This is a genomic window from Rhodohalobacter barkolensis (assembly GCF_002834295.1).
Classification (GTDB): domain Bacteria; phylum Bacteroidota; class Rhodothermia; order Balneolales; family Balneolaceae; genus Rhodohalobacter; species Rhodohalobacter barkolensis.
Genome location: NZ_PISP01000006.1, coordinates 196,222 through 212,301, shown reverse-complemented (window position 1 = coordinate 212,301; position 16,080 = coordinate 196,222). Strand labels below are relative to the sequence as shown.

Annotated in this window: 13 protein-coding genes; 4 read left to right on the top strand and 9 right to left on the bottom strand. The window is 45.3% G+C overall.

The annotated features are described in order from the left end of the window. Nucleotides 1-39 precede the first annotated feature (39 nt). The 3 genes from CWD77_RS14375 to hutU all read right to left on the bottom strand — a co-directional run bounded on the left by CWD77_RS14375 (nucleotide 40) and on the right by hutU (nucleotide 3,141). Entirely contained in the window at nucleotides 40-477 is a 438-nt protein-coding gene (locus tag CWD77_RS14375; RefSeq protein ID WP_101074292.1) for a GyrI-like domain-containing protein, read from the bottom strand. A gap of 305 nt (nucleotides 478-782) precedes the next feature. Continuing rightward, a complete protein-coding gene (locus CWD77_RS14370; RefSeq protein WP_101074291.1) occupies nucleotides 783-1,259 on the bottom strand; it encodes a DUF456 domain-containing protein in 477 nt (158 codons plus the stop codon). Nucleotides 1,260-1,476: 217 nt separating this feature from the next. Beyond that, nucleotides 1,477-3,141, bottom strand: a complete 1,665-nt coding sequence (hutU, locus tag CWD77_RS14365; RefSeq protein ID WP_101074290.1) for a urocanate hydratase — start codon at nucleotides 3,139-3,141, stop codon at nucleotides 1,477-1,479. A gap of 177 nt (nucleotides 3,142-3,318) precedes the next feature. Between hutU and CWD77_RS14360 the strand changes: the two genes are divergently transcribed. Beyond that, the gene (locus CWD77_RS14360; protein WP_101074289.1) at nucleotides 3,319-4,560 is read left to right on the top strand and encodes an outer membrane beta-barrel protein; all 1,242 of its coding nucleotides are present in this window, start codon (nucleotides 3,319-3,321) and stop codon (nucleotides 4,558-4,560) included. A gap of 282 nt (nucleotides 4,561-4,842) precedes the next feature. Here the strand turns inward: CWD77_RS14360 and CWD77_RS14355 are convergent, their stop codons facing one another. After that, complete coding sequence (locus tag CWD77_RS14355; protein WP_101074288.1) at nucleotides 4,843-6,768, bottom strand: M48 family metallopeptidase; 1,926 nt, start codon at nucleotides 6,766-6,768, stop codon at nucleotides 4,843-4,845. Nucleotides 6,769-6,847: 79 nt separating this feature from the next. Then, nucleotides 6,848-7,438, bottom strand: a complete 591-nt coding sequence (locus CWD77_RS14350) for a LemA family protein (protein WP_101074287.1) — start codon at nucleotides 7,436-7,438, stop codon at nucleotides 6,848-6,850. 216 nt (nucleotides 7,439-7,654) lie between these two features. On the opposite strand from CWD77_RS14350, the gene CWD77_RS14345 reads away from it, so the two are divergent. Beyond that, nucleotides 7,655-8,752, top strand: coding sequence for a Gfo/Idh/MocA family protein (locus tag CWD77_RS14345; protein ID WP_101074286.1), 1,098 nt, complete (start codon nucleotides 7,655-7,657; stop codon nucleotides 8,750-8,752). A 422-nt stretch (nucleotides 8,753-9,174) separates the two neighbouring features. Here CWD77_RS14345 and CWD77_RS14340 read toward each other — a convergent pair whose 3' ends face one another. After that, nucleotides 9,175-9,936: a dimethylarginine dimethylaminohydrolase family protein gene (locus CWD77_RS14340; protein ID WP_101074285.1), complete on the bottom strand. Its 762-nt coding sequence runs from the start codon at nucleotides 9,934-9,936 to the stop codon at nucleotides 9,175-9,177. Nucleotides 9,937-10,150: 214 nt separating this feature from the next. Here CWD77_RS14340 and CWD77_RS14335 point away from each other — a divergent pair, with 214 nt between their 5' ends. Together CWD77_RS14335 and CWD77_RS14330 are read left to right on the top strand one after the other, a co-directional pair. Beyond that, nucleotides 10,151-10,543: a DUF3224 domain-containing protein gene (locus CWD77_RS14335; RefSeq protein WP_101074284.1), complete on the top strand. Its 393-nt coding sequence runs from the start codon at nucleotides 10,151-10,153 to the stop codon at nucleotides 10,541-10,543. A gap of 117 nt (nucleotides 10,544-10,660) precedes the next feature. After that, nucleotides 10,661-11,332 (top strand): FAD-binding oxidoreductase, encoded by a 672-nt coding sequence (locus CWD77_RS14330; RefSeq protein WP_101074283.1) that lies wholly within the window; start codon nucleotides 10,661-10,663, stop codon nucleotides 11,330-11,332. Between the two features lie 345 nt (nucleotides 11,333-11,677). Here the strand turns inward: CWD77_RS14330 and CWD77_RS14325 are convergent, their stop codons facing one another. The 3 genes from CWD77_RS14325 to CWD77_RS14315 form a co-directional block, all read right to left on the bottom strand. Next, nucleotides 11,678-13,174: a sodium:solute symporter family protein gene (locus tag CWD77_RS14325; protein WP_101074282.1), complete on the bottom strand. Its 1,497-nt coding sequence runs from the start codon at nucleotides 13,172-13,174 to the stop codon at nucleotides 11,678-11,680. 791 nt (nucleotides 13,175-13,965) lie between these two features. Further along, nucleotides 13,966-15,132: a porin gene (locus CWD77_RS14320; protein ID WP_101074281.1), complete on the bottom strand. Its 1,167-nt coding sequence runs from the start codon at nucleotides 15,130-15,132 to the stop codon at nucleotides 13,966-13,968. Nucleotides 15,133-15,277: 145 nt separating this feature from the next. Continuing rightward, entirely contained in the window at nucleotides 15,278-16,042 is a 765-nt protein-coding gene (locus tag CWD77_RS14315) for an MIP/aquaporin family protein (protein ID WP_101074280.1), read from the bottom strand. Nucleotides 16,043-16,080 lie beyond the last annotated feature (38 nt).

The window sequence follows — 16,080 nt, the reverse complement described above, 5'->3', positions numbered from 1 at the left end:
CTAACCAGAATGAAAACCGTATAAAATGTTGAGTGTTAGTTACTTTACAATTTTAATGTATAGATCGTGAGGGGAATCAGGCAGGCCTGGCAGGTAGCCGCGGTCTATTTTAAACTCACCAGTGGTGATGCCATTTTCTTCAGCCCACTGATACATATTGCCGAATGACTCGGCAATTTCGGTGAGTGGCCCGGTGTGATGAAAATGCAGATAAGACTGTTTGGGAATTTGAAGAGAGGTCATTCCCGCCGGAACCGGCTGGCCTGTTTTTACTTCTGCACCCACAAGTTGAGTATAGATCTCGTCTTTCACGTTTACAGATATTTCAGTGTAAGTATCTGTGGTACGATTCGTTAACTCTTCTTTTCGGGTGAAAAGCTGTTCCCATGCAGTGGGTATTTTTTGATGGAGCTCTTTCCAATGGGCTTTAACCTCGATTCCAATGAGAGTGATTTCGGGCAGTGTAACAACTTTCATGAATTGAATAGATTTGATGTTAAGCGTTATGCTTTATTGCTAGAGAAGTACAGAATGTAAAGGCATTGAAAAAGTCCCCTCCTTTTTCAAGGAGGGGATTTTGGGGTGGTTAAAACCATTATCAGATTAGGTTTGAAGCCTGAAATCATCAAGGCTACCTCCCCCACCCCTCCTTACACCCCGACGTTTCGAGGGCAGGCAGGAGGAGAGAATCAAATTCAAGATTCTTATGTCGAACTCACGTTAACTTAGTACTTCCTGTCCCGAATTTTCAAGACAAGTTGAACTGTGAAAATTAATTGAACTCAAAATGCATTGACTACAAAATGGTAAGCCATGATCAGGGCTACAATCACTTTGATGAAGGTGCTGACAAAAAATCCCAATACGGCTCCCATTGCCGACCGGAGTGCTTCCTGAGAAGTTTTTTTGTTGATCAGTTCACCAACGTACGCACCGATGATCGGCCCGAAAACAATTCCTAATGGCGGGAACATGAAAAAGCCAACGACAGCCCCAATAATACTTCCCCAGATTCCATAGGATGAAGCACCCATCTTTTTCGCTCCGGCCACAGAGGCGATCTGCTCCAAAAACTGAATCATGACTACGATGACTGCCCAGACGATCATAAAACGCAAGCTGAAGGGCGGGTTTTCAGTAAGTTGAAGCATCAACAGGCCCACATAGGAGAATGGAAGACCCGGCAGGATTGGGAGAAATGCACCGATCAATCCGGTGATCATCAAAAGAATTCCGAATATAATGAGGATGGTTTCCATAAGGATTACTTAATCAGCTAAAATTGACGGCCGGTTTTTAAAAGCCAATTTAATCTACGAAAGCTTAGTGGAAAAGATTCGTCCGTTGACCCAATACATGGAAATGTTGAAGATTCACCTATGGACTTCGTTAGGAGATATAATATTCGGTTAACTGAATACGATTTGGTGTGTGAAATTAGACTAAATCCCCGAGTCAGGCGACTCAGGGTACAGGTTAATCTGTAATTCCGGGCAGGTCAACACCTCGTTCTTTGGCTACATCCTGAGCCAGTTCGTACCCGGCATCAGCGTGACGCATCACCCCGGATCCGGGATCGTTAGTGAGAACCCGGCGCAGTCTGCGGTCGGCCATTTCCGTACCGTCGGCAACGCATACCATTCCCGCGTGAATGGAATATCCAATACCGACTCCACCCCCGTGATGCAGACTCACCCAGCTCGCTCCGCTGGCCGTGTTAAGCATAGCGTTGAGTAGCGGCCAGTCGGCAATGGCATCCGAGCCGTCTTTCATCGCCTCGGTTTCCCTATTTGGTGAGGCAACCGAACCGGTATCGAGATGATCGCGGCCAATGACAATTGGCGCCTTGACCTTCCCTTTTTTGACCAGCCAATTGAACTTCTCTCCCATTTCAGCCCGCTCGCCATATTCCAGCCAGCAGATTCGAGAAGGCAAACCCTGGAAGTGGATTTTCTCCTGCGCCTCGCGTATCCATCGATGCAGAGCCTCTTTTTCAGGGAAGGTTTCGAGAATGGCTTTATCTGTGATAGCAATATCTTCGGGATCACCGGAGAGGGCTGCCCAGCGGAACGGCCCGGATCCCTTGCAAAAGAGCGGACGAATATAGGCCGGCACAAATCCCGGGAAATCGAAGGCTTCTTTCATGCCGCGGTGATCAGCCACCTGACCCCGCAGGTTATTTCCATAATCGAATGTGACGGCTCCGCGCTTTTGCATGTCGAGCATGGTTTGAACGTGGGCCACCATCGAATCCAGAACATCGTTTTCATATGCTTCAGGATCAGTTTCGCGTTTTTCGGCAGCTTGCTCGAGAGTGTAGCCGGCGGGGATATATCCAAGCCGGAGGTCGTGAGCGGAAGTTTGGTCGGTCAATACATCCGGAATCACACCTTTGTGCATCAGTTCGGGAAGAACTTCTGCCACATTTCCCACTAATCCTACAGACAGTGCCTTTCCATCGGCCTTGGCATTCATCACCTTATCCAAAGCGTCATCCAGATCGGTGCATTTTACATCGCAGTAGCCCGTTTTGATACGCATATCGATCCGGCTCTCGTCCACCTCAATTCCCAGAAAAGCGGCTCCGTTCATAGTGGCGGCAAGCGGCTGAGCCCCGCCCATTCCGCCAAGTCCGGCTGTGACAACCAATTTTCCTTTCAGCGATCCGTCAAAATGCTGCCGGGCACACTCGGCAAAAGTTTCATAGGTACCTTGTACAATTCCCTGCGAGCCGATGTAAATCCACGATCCGGCCGTCATCTGTCCGTACATGGTAAGCCCCATTTTGTCAAGCTTGCGAAACTCTTCCCATGTGGCCCATCGCGGGACCAGGTGAGAGTTGGCAAGCAGCACCCGGGGAGCCTCTTCATGCGTGCGAAAAACTCCGACCGGCTTACCACTTTGAATCAGCAGTGTCTCATCATTTTCAAGCCGTTTCAGTGTTTTAATAATTTGGTGATAGCTCTCCCAGTTTCGTGCGGCTTTCCCTCCGCCTCCATAAACAATCATCTCGTCCGGCCGCTCGGCAACATCCGGATCCAGGTTGTTCATCAGCATACGCATGGCCGCTTCCTGGTGCCATCCCTTGCAGCTTAGCTTCGTTCCGTGTGGGGCTTTGATATTCTTCTGAATGTTCTCCATGGGTTAAAACAATTTAAGCTTAAAACGGTGTTGTTAAGAAAACCAAATATGAAAAATAGGTTCTCTGCATTAATTTATAAGTACAATAATATGAAAATATACTTTTGGGGAAGAATCTCTATTTGATTGAGATTCAAATATTTAATAAAGGATAGTAAAATTAGCTATTGGAATAAAATGACTAACACAGAGATGAGATGCTGTTTGGGTGTGATTTTATCACTTCTTCTTTTTGTACCAGGTGTAATGGCACAGGATAGTAACGACTACAGGAGAGTAAGCCTTTCACTTTATGGTGGAGCAACTCTTGGCTATCCGGATGATGATAATCAGATCTTTGGCAGTAATTACAATACGTTTACTGAAACAACCTACAATTTTGGCGGGGGTGTTCAGTATGCCATTTCTCCATTCTGGTCGGCAGAGCTGGGTTACCGTTATAATACCATCAAAGGTGTTGGTGAAGGAGGATTTGAAACGGTTATTCATTCTGCATATTTAAAAAATACGTTCAACTTCAACAGACTCTACCGGCGCAACCAAATTTCTGAGTGGTTAAACCCCTATCTGATTTTAGGATTTGAACAGGACTTCTTTAAGTACGAGCTAGGTAACGAAGATGCTAGTGGAGTTGAGTCAGCTATCCTCGGTGGGTTGGGAGTGGCGTTCAGTATTACAAACTCTGTCGATGTTTTTTCACAGTTTGAAGTAAAAATGGCTTCCAACGGACTGGATAATGAACGACGGGGATTCCCTTTCGATCAGGTAGGAATGGCAACCGGAGGAATTCGCATCAACTTTGGCCGTGGTGATGCTAAACCACTTAATCTATCGCCGGCTGTTAAACGCCTAACAGATGATGAGTATGCTGACTTTATCCAAAGTACGGAGGATTTCAAGACGGCAAGTCAGGAGATAGAAGCTCAGCGTGCTAAGATGATTGAGATTGAAGAGCAAGTAAATGAATCTGAAAGGAATAGTCAGGAAAAAATTGAACGGCTGGAGGAGTTTACAAAAATATTGGAATCCAGAATTGATACGCTCGAGTACAGGCTCGACAATCTTGAAGTTTCAGTTGCAGAGTCTGCACAGGAACGAGAGCAGGAGCTGAAGAGTGAAGTCCCGGCCGGACACTACGTTCAGGTATTTGCTGCTACGAATTATGAAGCATCAAACCGTGTGAAGGAGATCTTTCACGAATTGCTGGGGGATGAATTTGAAAACCCTGAAGAGATTGTGTTTGTAATTAAACGAGGCAGGTTCTATGAGGTGTTGATCGGCACATTTACTCAATTTGAAGATGCACAAACAGCTCATGAAATTGCAGTAGACAGGCTATCAGATGCATTTATTATTTCATTTCCACGACCCCTGCATCTGGAGGATGAATATCGGGGCACTGCAATCGTACACGATTAATTGGTTGGGGAAGTATTTACGTATTTAACGTGTGCTCCCCGATAGAGGCTAGTGTCCCCCTTCGAAGGGGGCAAGAGGTTCGTAAGAGCCGAGGGGGATGACCTGCTGAGCTAATATTAGTCTCAGATATCGATAATTTAACGTGAGTTCGATGTAAAATGAATGTAAAGGCCTTGAAAAAGCCCCCTCCTTACACCCCGAGATTTCGAGGGCAGGCAGGAGGGGAGAATCATATTAATGATTCTTATGTCGAACTCACGCTTATAATCATTTAAAGTAAACTCACCCGAAAGCCCCCATCGGGATGGGGCAATCCAATGCTTCTGAAATTGCTCGTGTCAGTTCTTTTTCTTCGAGGGATAAAATTTTATCTGAATAGATGCAGTGAATAATCGCCCTCAAAATATATTTTTTAACAGGGTTCGAAGAGGCCGCAAGTTCATCAAGAGCTTGATCGAGTTTTTCAATCGTACACTCTTCTTTACTTAAAAGTGAGGCATCTGGCGGTAGAAGATTTTCAATCGGTTTTAACCCCGCTTTCCACGCAGATTCAGGATCCTCGTCTGAAAGATATGAAAGTGCCGAGAGCATCACGGACATCTCATGACCCAATGTCTTAAAATGATGATGGCGTATCTCAGGCTCTTTTCGGCTCGAGAATGCGGTGTCGAGCTGACGAAGGAGTAATTTTTCAATCGCAAAGGCAAACAGATTCTCCTGATCAGACTTTTTAATTATAGACTCTAAAACGGATCTGAACGATTGATACTGTTCTTTACTCAATTGGCGAAGTATGGGAAGGGATATTTCGGCAAGAGGTAAAAACCATTCGCGAGGGGCCTCCGAGAGCTCAGCTAAAAGTTGTTTTGTGGTCTCAGAAATAGTTTGATCGACATTTTCATTAAACCAATCGGGAAGCTTTTGATGCGATGTTGCGAAAAGTAAAGCAAACATTAATGCTTCCGCTTCCAATGGTTCGTGGGCTGCCTTTTTGAGGTCATCGGATATTTCATTTAACAAATTCCCCGCATTTTCTACATGATTTCCATCAAGTACTCCAATTGCGCCGAGAATAACTTCAGGGCTAAGTGCTGCATGACCTGCAAAACCACCTGTTGACGGCTCCCCTTTTTTTCCTGACACATGCTGTTCCTGAAACTTCTGTTTCATTTTTTCCTGGCGCCTGAGATCCTCAGGGTTCATAGACGGCTTTATTGCTTTTATTCGTTTTTCGATAGGTGGGTGTGTTGAATAAAGCTTATCAAGAGCTGAGTGAAAACTACTCGCGAAAAAAAGATGGCTCATCTCCATGGCGTGACCGTCATTGATTTCCGCCCCTTTTGATTTCAAACCAATTTTGGTGAGGGCGCCGGCAAGGCCATCCGGATTGCGGGTATATTGAACGGCGGCGGCATCGGCCAGATATTCACGTTGTCGAGAAATGGCAGACTGGATCATTCTGCCAAAAATCATTCCGATATATCCTATGATAATGAGCGAAAGGCCCATCACTAAAATAACGATCGTAATGTTTCCGCTTCCCTTGCCATTGCTGCTGCTTCTTGTCCGTCCACCTCTGGAATACATCACACTGCGCATTAGCAGCATTCCCATGATGTGAATGACTAAAATACCGTTCAGAATGCCGATCAGCCGGATATTCAGGCGCATATCACCGTTGAAAATGTGACTGAATTCATGCGCGATTACCCCCTGTAGTTCGTCCCGGGTAAGCTGTTCAAGGGCGCCCCGGGTTACTCCCACTGCGGCGTCATTTGTCCCAAAACCTGCAGCAAAAGCATTAATATTCTCTTCCTTGTCGAGAATGTATACTTCAGGAACCGGCAACCCGGAAGCGATGGACATCTCCTCTACGATATTCATCAAGCGGCGTTCATCGGCATCTTTTGTGGATGATTCCACTTGTCTCCCTCCCAAAAGCTGCGCAACCGAAGATCCCCCTTTTCTAAGTTGTGCTACCCGGTATAGTGTTCCGGTAGTGATGGTAAGCAGAACAATAGCTGAAACGACTATAAACCAGGCCGGATTGATCCAGCTTGTGTCGGAAAACCCGGCAAGCTGCCATCGATATAGAAAAACAGTTACAACGTATATCGATAGAATAATTCCTATTACGGCCAGCAGATAGAAGAATATGAGCTTTCCGGTTTTTCGCTTGGCCTGATCCTGAGCTTCAAAAAAATCCATCAGTGTACGTTAAAGGTTACCATTCAATTGAGTTATTTAGACAAATTGAAAACAGAAAAAATCTGTAAAACCGTATGGGTTAATTGAATGATACTTTTGGAGCTTCTCTTTCAGCCTCATCTTCAATGATGAATTCCTGAGCTTGATTAAAACCAAACATACCTGCAAAAATCGTGTTGGGAAACTGCTCGCGGTAAGTATTGTAGTTCATTACAGAATCATTGAAAGCCTGTCGCGCAAAAGCAATCTTGTTCTCTGTTGATGAGAGCTCTTCAGACAGCTGCATCATATTCTGATTGGCTTTTAAGTCTGGATAATTCTCTGAAAGTGCAAAAAGTTTACCCAGCGAACCTGTGAGTGTCTGTTCAGCTCCCATCAGATTTTTCATGGCATTAGGATCATCCGGCTGGGCAGCAGCTTGTTTTTCTGCCTGCTGAGCCTGGTTTCTGGCTTGTATCACAGCCTCCAGGGTTTCCCGCTCGTGCTCCATGTAAGACTTGGCAATTTCAACAAGATTTGGGATCAGGTCATACCGCCTTTTTAACTGAACATCAATCTGGGCAAAGGCATTTTTGAACCGGTTGCGAAGTGCAACGAGTTTATTGTAGATACTCACAGACCAAGCTATGAGAATGACTAAAATAACTAGTAAGATTATGATAGTTGTCATAAGAAGAAGGATAAGTTAGTTTTATCAGGCCACCGTTACATCCTGTTATTCAGAAATATACAAGATGTGGGTTAGTGAACAAATAGTGGTTTATTCACGATATAGGTTAACTAATATTTTATTTAATCGATTCTGAAGAAGTTTTGTATTGTTAGTTATTACAGTTAAGCGTAATTGTGTTGAGAAGACAGTCATTTTTGAACGAATAAGCTTTTTATGAAGAATCAAATATCCCGTAGAGATTTTATCAAGAGAGCCGGATCGGCAGCTGCACTTGTATCAGCTGGGTTTCCCTCTATCATTTTACCTCGGCGTGATAAAAAGCTTGGTGTAGCACTTGTTGGCTTGGGAGGATATAGCAGTAGCAGGCTTGCACCCGGTTTGCAGCTTACAGAACATTGTGAGCTGAGAGGAATTGTAACAGGTTCACCTGAAAAAATTCCGGTCTGGCAGGAAAGATATGGCATCCCTGATCGGAATGTGTACAGCTATGAAACACTCCCTGACATAGCCAATAATGATGATATTGATGTGGTTTATATTGTAACACCTCCTGCAATACATGCCCGGGATGCAATTGCCGGAGCTGAGGCGGGTAAGCATGTGTGGTGTGAAAAACCGATGGCAAAAAATGTTGAGGAATGCCGGGCGATTATTGACGCAGCAAATCAAAACGGCGTTCATTTATCGATAGGTCATCGGATGCAGCATGAGCCGAATACACAAACCATCATCAGGTATGGCAGGGAAGAAACTTATGGTGCAGTTACAGAAATCAAAAGTGGTGCCGGCTACAGGGGCTCATATCCTGATCCAACCAATTGGAGGGTCAGGTCAGAACTGGGAGGTGGTGCTCTGTATGATATGGGAGTGTACTCGATCAATGCGTCCCGCTACTCTTCCGGTCTTGAACCTGTTGCCGTGAGGGGCCGGCAATGGTCGGAACGGGAAGAGATGTACAGTGATGTGGATGAGTTTACAGAGTTTGAATTAAGATTTCCGGGGGATTTGAGATCGCACTGCGAAACGAGCTTCGGTAAGTCAATGAACTATCTTGATATTGACGCCGAAAACGGGTGGTACAGGCTTCGGCCATTTCAAAGCTATAGCGGTGTGGAGGGAGAAACAAGCAGCGGAACGGTACTTGAGGCAGATCCCGGACACCAACAGGCTCGTCAAATGGATAACGAGGCGCGAGCCATTAAAGAGAACAAATCTCCCATCGTGCCGGGTGAAGATGGCCTTGCAGATATTCGTGTGGTTGAAGCAATTATGGAATCTTCAAGGAATGGTGGCAAGTGGATTCAGCTGTGAAATATCATCTGAAAAGCAGTGCAAATAATGTGAGTTCGAGATAAAAACTTTGAATTTGGATATGAAAAGTCCCCTCCTTTTCCAAGGAGGGGATTTAGGGGAGGTTTAAAACAAGTCTGATTCCAAGTTTCTAACCATAAATGCTTCGCAATGAAAGAAAACCACCCCCAACCCCTCCTTTCGAAGGAGTGGAGACTTTTTCCAAGTTATTATGTCGAACTGAGGTTGAAGAATGTTTCTGAGGTAATGAATTGGAGACCTAATTTTTTATTCATTTACGGTAGTTTTAATTCAAGTCGAAACTTGTGATCTTTTTTTCTCGCAGAGTTACGCAGATGATTCCGCTGAGTATCGCAGACATTCTGCATGAACTTTCGGTTTACTCAGCACCAAAGAAACGCGTTGAAATCAGGAACAGAGTTTTACTCCACAATCACACTGCAGCAGGTCAGTCCGGCTTCAGCTTTCGCCATTTCTGATTGATCCACCGTGATAACATCATATCCTTTGCTTGCAAGAAGATCAGCGGTTCGGGAAAAAGCTTCCGGACATAGTGCCCAATTTCCCCGTCTCATCACATTGGCACCGAACGGTTCGTCAGGGTGAACGGTTACGGTTTGATAGCCATCAAAAATTTTTCCGTCAACCCAGTCAGGATTTATCAATAACAGGTTGTCCTCAAGTGGTGAAATGGCCGTCTTTAAATGAAGGCAGTTTGTAACCTCAATGCCTATTACGTGATATCCAAAAGGTTTGAGAATATCGCTGAACTGCTGAATCGCTGCCCTGTTGGTGCGTTCTGATATTCCGATGTATACATTTTTTCCCAGCACCAGTACATCGCCTCCATCCAGGTTTCCAGGCTCTTCAATGAAATGAAGTTCCCGGTACTCCTTCAGAACCTCAGCCATTGATTCTGTCTCAGGTTTTCGCGAATCTGCCCCGGGCCTTGTAATAATACCCACCTCATCAAAAACAACGGCCGCATCCTCCACAAATACTCCATCCGGCAGATCAGGTGCAGCGGGCAGCCTTCGAATGGTGTACCCCATTTTTTCCAGGGCTTGCTCGTAAAGAAGGTGCTGCTGTTGGGCTTTTGTGAAATCGATCGGTTCTCTTTCAAGATGAGTCAGTTCACAATCAACTAACCGGGGGCTTACGTGGCGTGTGAGAGCAGTAGGCATGTTAAAGGGTTGAGTTAAAAAGAGGACTTTCTTACCGATGAAAATACTGATTTCCTCACTGGGTAATGAATTCTATTCATTGATAAACTTAAATCCATAGCTGAGTCTCTAGATCTCCTTCCAAATCCATCCATTATTAGGTATAATCGAATGGATGTAAGAGGGAAAATTCACACATAGCAGCAATTTAAATCGGAAACAAATCTATAAGACCATGAAAATCACCGGAAGTTTTGACGTAAAGTTGAATCCCATTGAGGGATATGCAAAAGGGGAACACGGTGTTCAGCTCAACCGGATGTCTTTAGACAAAACATTCCATGGAAAGCTTGAGGCCACCAGCAAGGGTGAGATGCTGAGCGCCATGACTCCGATAAAGGGATCGGCAGGATACGTGGCGATCGAACAGGTTTCCGGCAGTTTATCCGGTAAAACAGGCAGCTTTGTACTGCAGCATTTCGGAACGATGGAGAGAGGTGCCGAGAGACTCATCCTGGAGGTTGTCCCCGACTCGGGCACCGGAGAGCTGCAGGGATTGTCCGGCAGCATGGCCATTAATATCGAGGATGGAAAGCATGAGTATGATTTTGAGTATGAGCTGAAGTAGTTGATCCTGAAATTAATACTAAATGCATTGGGATTCTTTTCTGGTTGAACAGCAAAATCGAATGAACTCTCCATCCAAATTGTACTATGAGTAAATAGAATAAAAAGCATTTATATCATGGGACATACACTCAAAATCACAGACATTCAAAGCGTAACTCACGACGTACGACAGATACGTTTTGAAAAACCGGACGATTATACATTTACTCCGGGTCAGGCTACGGAAGTCGCGATCGATAAAAAGGGCTGGAGAGATGAAAAGCGTCCGTTTACCTTTACCTCTCTCAACTCAGATCTGTATCTCGAATTTGTCATAAAAATTTATCCGGATCACGATGGCGTTACCGAACAAATTGGCAAACTCGAGGTCGGTGATTCGCTGATCATCGATGATCCATGGGGAACCATTGAATATAACGGAGAAGGTGTTTTCTTGGCCGGTGGAGCCGGAGTTACACCGTTCATCGCTATTTTTCGGGATCTGCATAAAAAGGGTGAAAATGGAAATAATAAGCTGATTTTTTCAAACAAATCCGATAAAGACATCATCCTGAAAGAGGAGTTTCAGAAAATTCTGGGTGATCAGTTTGTGAACGTGATTACGGATGAGCCGACAGAGGATCACATCTTTCTGGATGGATTTATAGACAAGGATTTTCTGGATTCACAGATCGATGATTTTGATCAGGAATTTTATGTTTGCGGACCGGGTCCGTTCAACGACGCAATGATGAAATCACTGAAAGATCTCGGTGCCGATCCCGAAGCGCTGATTTTTGAGGAGTAATGTTCATTGGGAGTATCTAAAGCTCCTCTGAATTGGAAATGTATTCGGTGATTTTGCCAGGAAAAATCCCCTCCTTAGATAAGGAGGGGAAACAGGGGTGGTTGGAAAATGCACCGTTGATTTAAGTTGAGAGTCCAAAATCTGAGGTCGATCTAATTAGTTCTCTTAGCTCATAAGCTTTCACCGACGCAATTTTAGCTTCAATATTTACTGAAATAAAGAAGTGTCTCATTTCATTGGGCTTTAAGTGAAGTCAAGAAACCAAGACTACCTCCCCTTGCCCCTCCTTACACAGGAGGGGGAAAATCAACACTTCGTTAGATAACTCAGGTTTTAAGAATCTTATCACTCCTTAAACTCATCAATCGCGTCGCTCAGCTCCACATCTTTTTCGTAGAACTTCTCCCACTTCTCTTTGGGATCGGGCGGGGTCATCAAAGAAACTACAATCAACACGGTAATCGAAAGTCCGGCTGCGGGCAGAACGATGTAATCGAACGGTATCAGCGGCTCCGGAAGTACGGAGTTGATCACGGTGATAATCAGCGTAGCTCCCATTCCGGTTGCGATGGACGCAACTCCGCCTGCAGTGGTGACCCGTTTCCAGAGAAAAGCAGCTAACAGCGCGGGAGTCAGACCGGCGCCAACCATCGTGTAAGCGGTAAAGGCCATATCCAGAATAGTTCGGAATTGAGTGAGCAGCAGGTAAGCACAAATTCCTAAAACGAGAACCATCACGCGCTGAAACGTAATAATTCGTTTTTCATTGGCTCCCGGATTGATGAATCGCTGGTAAATATCGCGGGTCAGGTTTGTGGATGGAGCCAGTAGAAAACTGTTGCCAGTGGAGGTAATAATCGCCACGGCAGCACAGATTAACAGGAGACCGCCTGCAAGCGGAATTCCAATTTCGGTTCCGTATCTGGCTGCGTGAAGAATGACACGCTCGCTCTGTTCCACACCCAGAAAGAAGGCGCTCGACGGATCCAGCGAGTTAAAGTGACTGAACGCCAGGATAGCCAGTGAGGCGATCGCGGTTTCCACAATGATGGTTCCGGAAACCCACCAAACCACCGCGGATTTGGCCGATTTTTCATCCCTTGCAGAAAAGAACTTTTGATACATATTCGATTCCCCCATTAGCAGGAGAAATGTGGGGAAGAACACGCCCATTGCCCAGAGAAAGTTGTACTCACCAAAAACGGTAAAAAAGCTAGGATCAAGATTTGCAGTGATATACTCCCCGCCTCCCAGGTTGCTGTATACCAAAGGAACAGCAAAAATCACAGCTGCTGTAATCACGGCACCATTAATAATATCCACGGAAACAATGGAGAGCATTCCGGCAAAAGCTGTAAAGGTGATGATAAATCCGGCCGTAAGCAGCACTCCCTGCCATTCAGGAATATCAGCCACGAGGTTCAGTACAAATCCACCTCCGCGGAACTGATACCCCACGATAGTTGTATATGCAATAACAATGACTATGGTGCCCAGAATCCGTGCATATTTGTTGTATCGAAGTTCAAGAATATCGGGGACGGTAAACTGAGCAATCCGGCGCACTCGGGCGGCCAGAAAGAAAACAATGATGATTCCAATCCAGGCACCGGCTGCCATCCATAGTTCGGATAGTCCTACTCTTGCGGCGAGTCCTGCTCCTGCCAGCAGACTTCCTGATCCGATCCAGGTACAAAGCAGCGTACCAACCAGTTTGTAGGTTGGAACCGAACGGCCGGCTACCATAAAGTCTTCCTGACTTTTAACGGCGCGACTTTTGTATACAGAGATTCCCATCAGAAGGGCGAGATAGAGAAGAACAATCCAGAAAAAGATGGACATTTGATCAGTATGTTTTGTTTAGGGTGATGACTAACAAGAAATTAACTCTGACGAAAGTAGAGAATATCTTTGTAGAAATCATCTTTCAGTCTGATCTATTTATTTGAGTTTGATTTACAGCGGTATAAGTTAAATGATTTGTTAAAATGGGTTTAAAGGTCTGAAAGAGCGCCAGAACGTAGCTCCGGGTTCCGCGCAGCTAAACCCGGGGTATCAGACAGTACAATAATCACCGCCGATTAGAGGGCGTTGCTTTAAATGAAAAGCAGTGTAGAGGCGGAGTAGCTCAGAAGAGGGTTAGGATATCAATTTGCCCGAATGAATCGGAGTGTGTTATTCGGTATAATATACCGTGGAGGTATCATTTTTTGATCTCAAGAAGAGCAATTTTCTCGCAGAGTTGCGCAGATGATGTCGCGGATTTTCGCAGAGTAGCCTCAATATTGAACAGTCAAGAGTTGAACTCTGATTACTGTAAAATTGGTTCATTTCTGAATTGCCACGGAAACGCGGAATTGTACGGTAAACTCATGGTACTTCCGTAGCTTTGATTATACAGTTTCCGGAATGGGACACCCCTTTCCCCGAACACTTTCGGGGCCCTTTTTTTTGGTCATTTAAAAAAATTAAATAGAATAGCATAGTAATTTTCTATAAAAAGTTTCAGTCGTCCGCGGAGAGAAAGAGAGATATTCAATAGATTGCTTTATGCTATGACCAACCACCCCTAAATCCCCTCCTTAAAAAGGCGGGGACTTTTTGAAAGAATAGAATAGAGTAGAGAATAAAATTCAGAAGTTGAACTGCATACCGGCAATCAATGCCTGGTAGTTGGCTTGTGCATCTGATTCGAAGTTTTGAACTTCACCAATGAGCGTGAGCTGATCGGTTAATTTATACCTTGTGAACACCATTAACAGTTGATTGGTAATATCCGGAGAGCTGCCTATTTCGGTGGTGTTGGCATCCTGAGCTCCTTCTCCATAACTGGCGCCTAATGTGAAATCACCTGCTGTATAGGTCGCTTCGGTGTACCACTGCGAAGCCTCAACATCCGCCTGATCCAATGCCGAGCCCGTCAGGCTTAATCCGATCAAACCGTCAGCCCCAACGCCTTTCGTTTCGGAATAGGCTCCGGTAAGTGTCAAACCTCCGGCGTTCATTCTTGTACCCAAATCCCAACCCGAAATGTTGTAATCAAAATTTTGGCTGACAACATCCACGTTTTGAGTCATTCCTCCGGCCCATAAATCGATAGATCCGGAATCAAAAGAGATCAGGTAGTTGGCTTGCGCTTCCAATCGCGGAGTAGTCGTAGTAACCTGGTCAGACGGTCCGTCAGGTTTTTCAGGATTGATCAGCCCGGCTTTTAATGTAAATCCTCCAAAATCCGGCGTGGTGTAAGTTACCCTTGGATTGAAGTTTGCATAGGTGTATCCCGAACCAATTCGGCCAAGAGTAGCGTTGGCTGCATCCGGTCCGCCAAAACGGCCAATACCCATGCCGCTGCCTGCATCACCGATGGAGCTGCTGTTAAAAATGCCAAATCCTTTCCCCATATTTACCGTACCAAAATCACCGGAGATTTCAATATCCGCGATCCTTCCTTCAAATAGTCCGTCGTTTTGGATACTGGCACCCTGAAGGTGATGGTTGATCTGAAATATCGCTTTTACGGAAAGGCCATCCATTTCAGGAGCGGAGATGTTAAAGGTGATATTTCCGGGGTTAAATCCCGACATGATCCGGGTTGAGAACTGATCGCTGCCGTCGCTGTTATACGAGTCGTGATTAGATAAATTGATGAAGACCGGAAGTTGTCCTGTCACATCAAACTGCCAGTTCTCGTCTGTTTCATAGCTTACATTTTGCGCATGAAGAGGCGAAGAGATTGCTAAAAAGCCTGTAAGAAGCCCAATGGATAGTAGAGTGGTGAGGTAAAGTTTCTTAAGTTTCATGATATAGTAATCCTGTTAATTGTAATTTCATCAGGCGGTTACCGATCTCAACTGGAGAACCGCACGATGGTTGATAAAGATTAATGGGATGTTGGTGCGGATGATTGGCGTGCATGCCTTTCGTCCGCACTCTTTTTTAACTTGATCAGAGAATCAGGAAAAGTCCTGCGGCTAATGCGGCTCCAATAACTGGCCCAACAATCGGTACCCATGAGTACGCCCAGTCGCTGTCTCGTTTTCCCGGGATGGGAAGAATAGCGTGCATAATTCTCGGTCCAAGATCACGTGCAGGATTGATTGCATAGCCTGTGGGTCCGCCCAAAGAAAGACCTATTCCAAGTACAAGTAAACCGACCGGGAGTGCTGAGAGTGAACCGAGCCCAAAACCAACTTCCGCTCCATCAATGACTATTGTTTCTAGAAATTCTCCGTTAGCATCGATAAAACCGGGCGATGCAAGGTAAAAGACGCCAAATACCAACATGAGTGTGCCAATGGCCTCAGTCATTACGTTACTGGGATACTTTCGGATAGCCGGCGCCGTACTGTGACTTGCAAGAATTAAATCGGCATTTTCTTCTTTTGCAAAGTGATCTTTATAGGCCAGCCAAACGAGCAGTGACCCAATGGCAGCTCCAAGAATCTGGGCACCAATGTAGAATGGAACTTGCACCCAGTCGAAAAGTCCGCCAAACGCCAATCCAAGTGTTACGGCAGGGTTAATGTGGGCTCCACTGTATTGACCGACAACATACACTGCGGTAAATACGGCAATTCCCCAACCCCAGGTGATTGTAATCCAACCGCCTCCGTTTCCTTTACTATCTTTAAGAAGCACATTGGCAACTACGCCGTTACCAAGCAGCATCAGGATAGCTGTTCCAACAATTTCAGCTATATATGGACTCATAATAAACTTCTCCGTTTAGTTAATCTTAGTTTTAATAG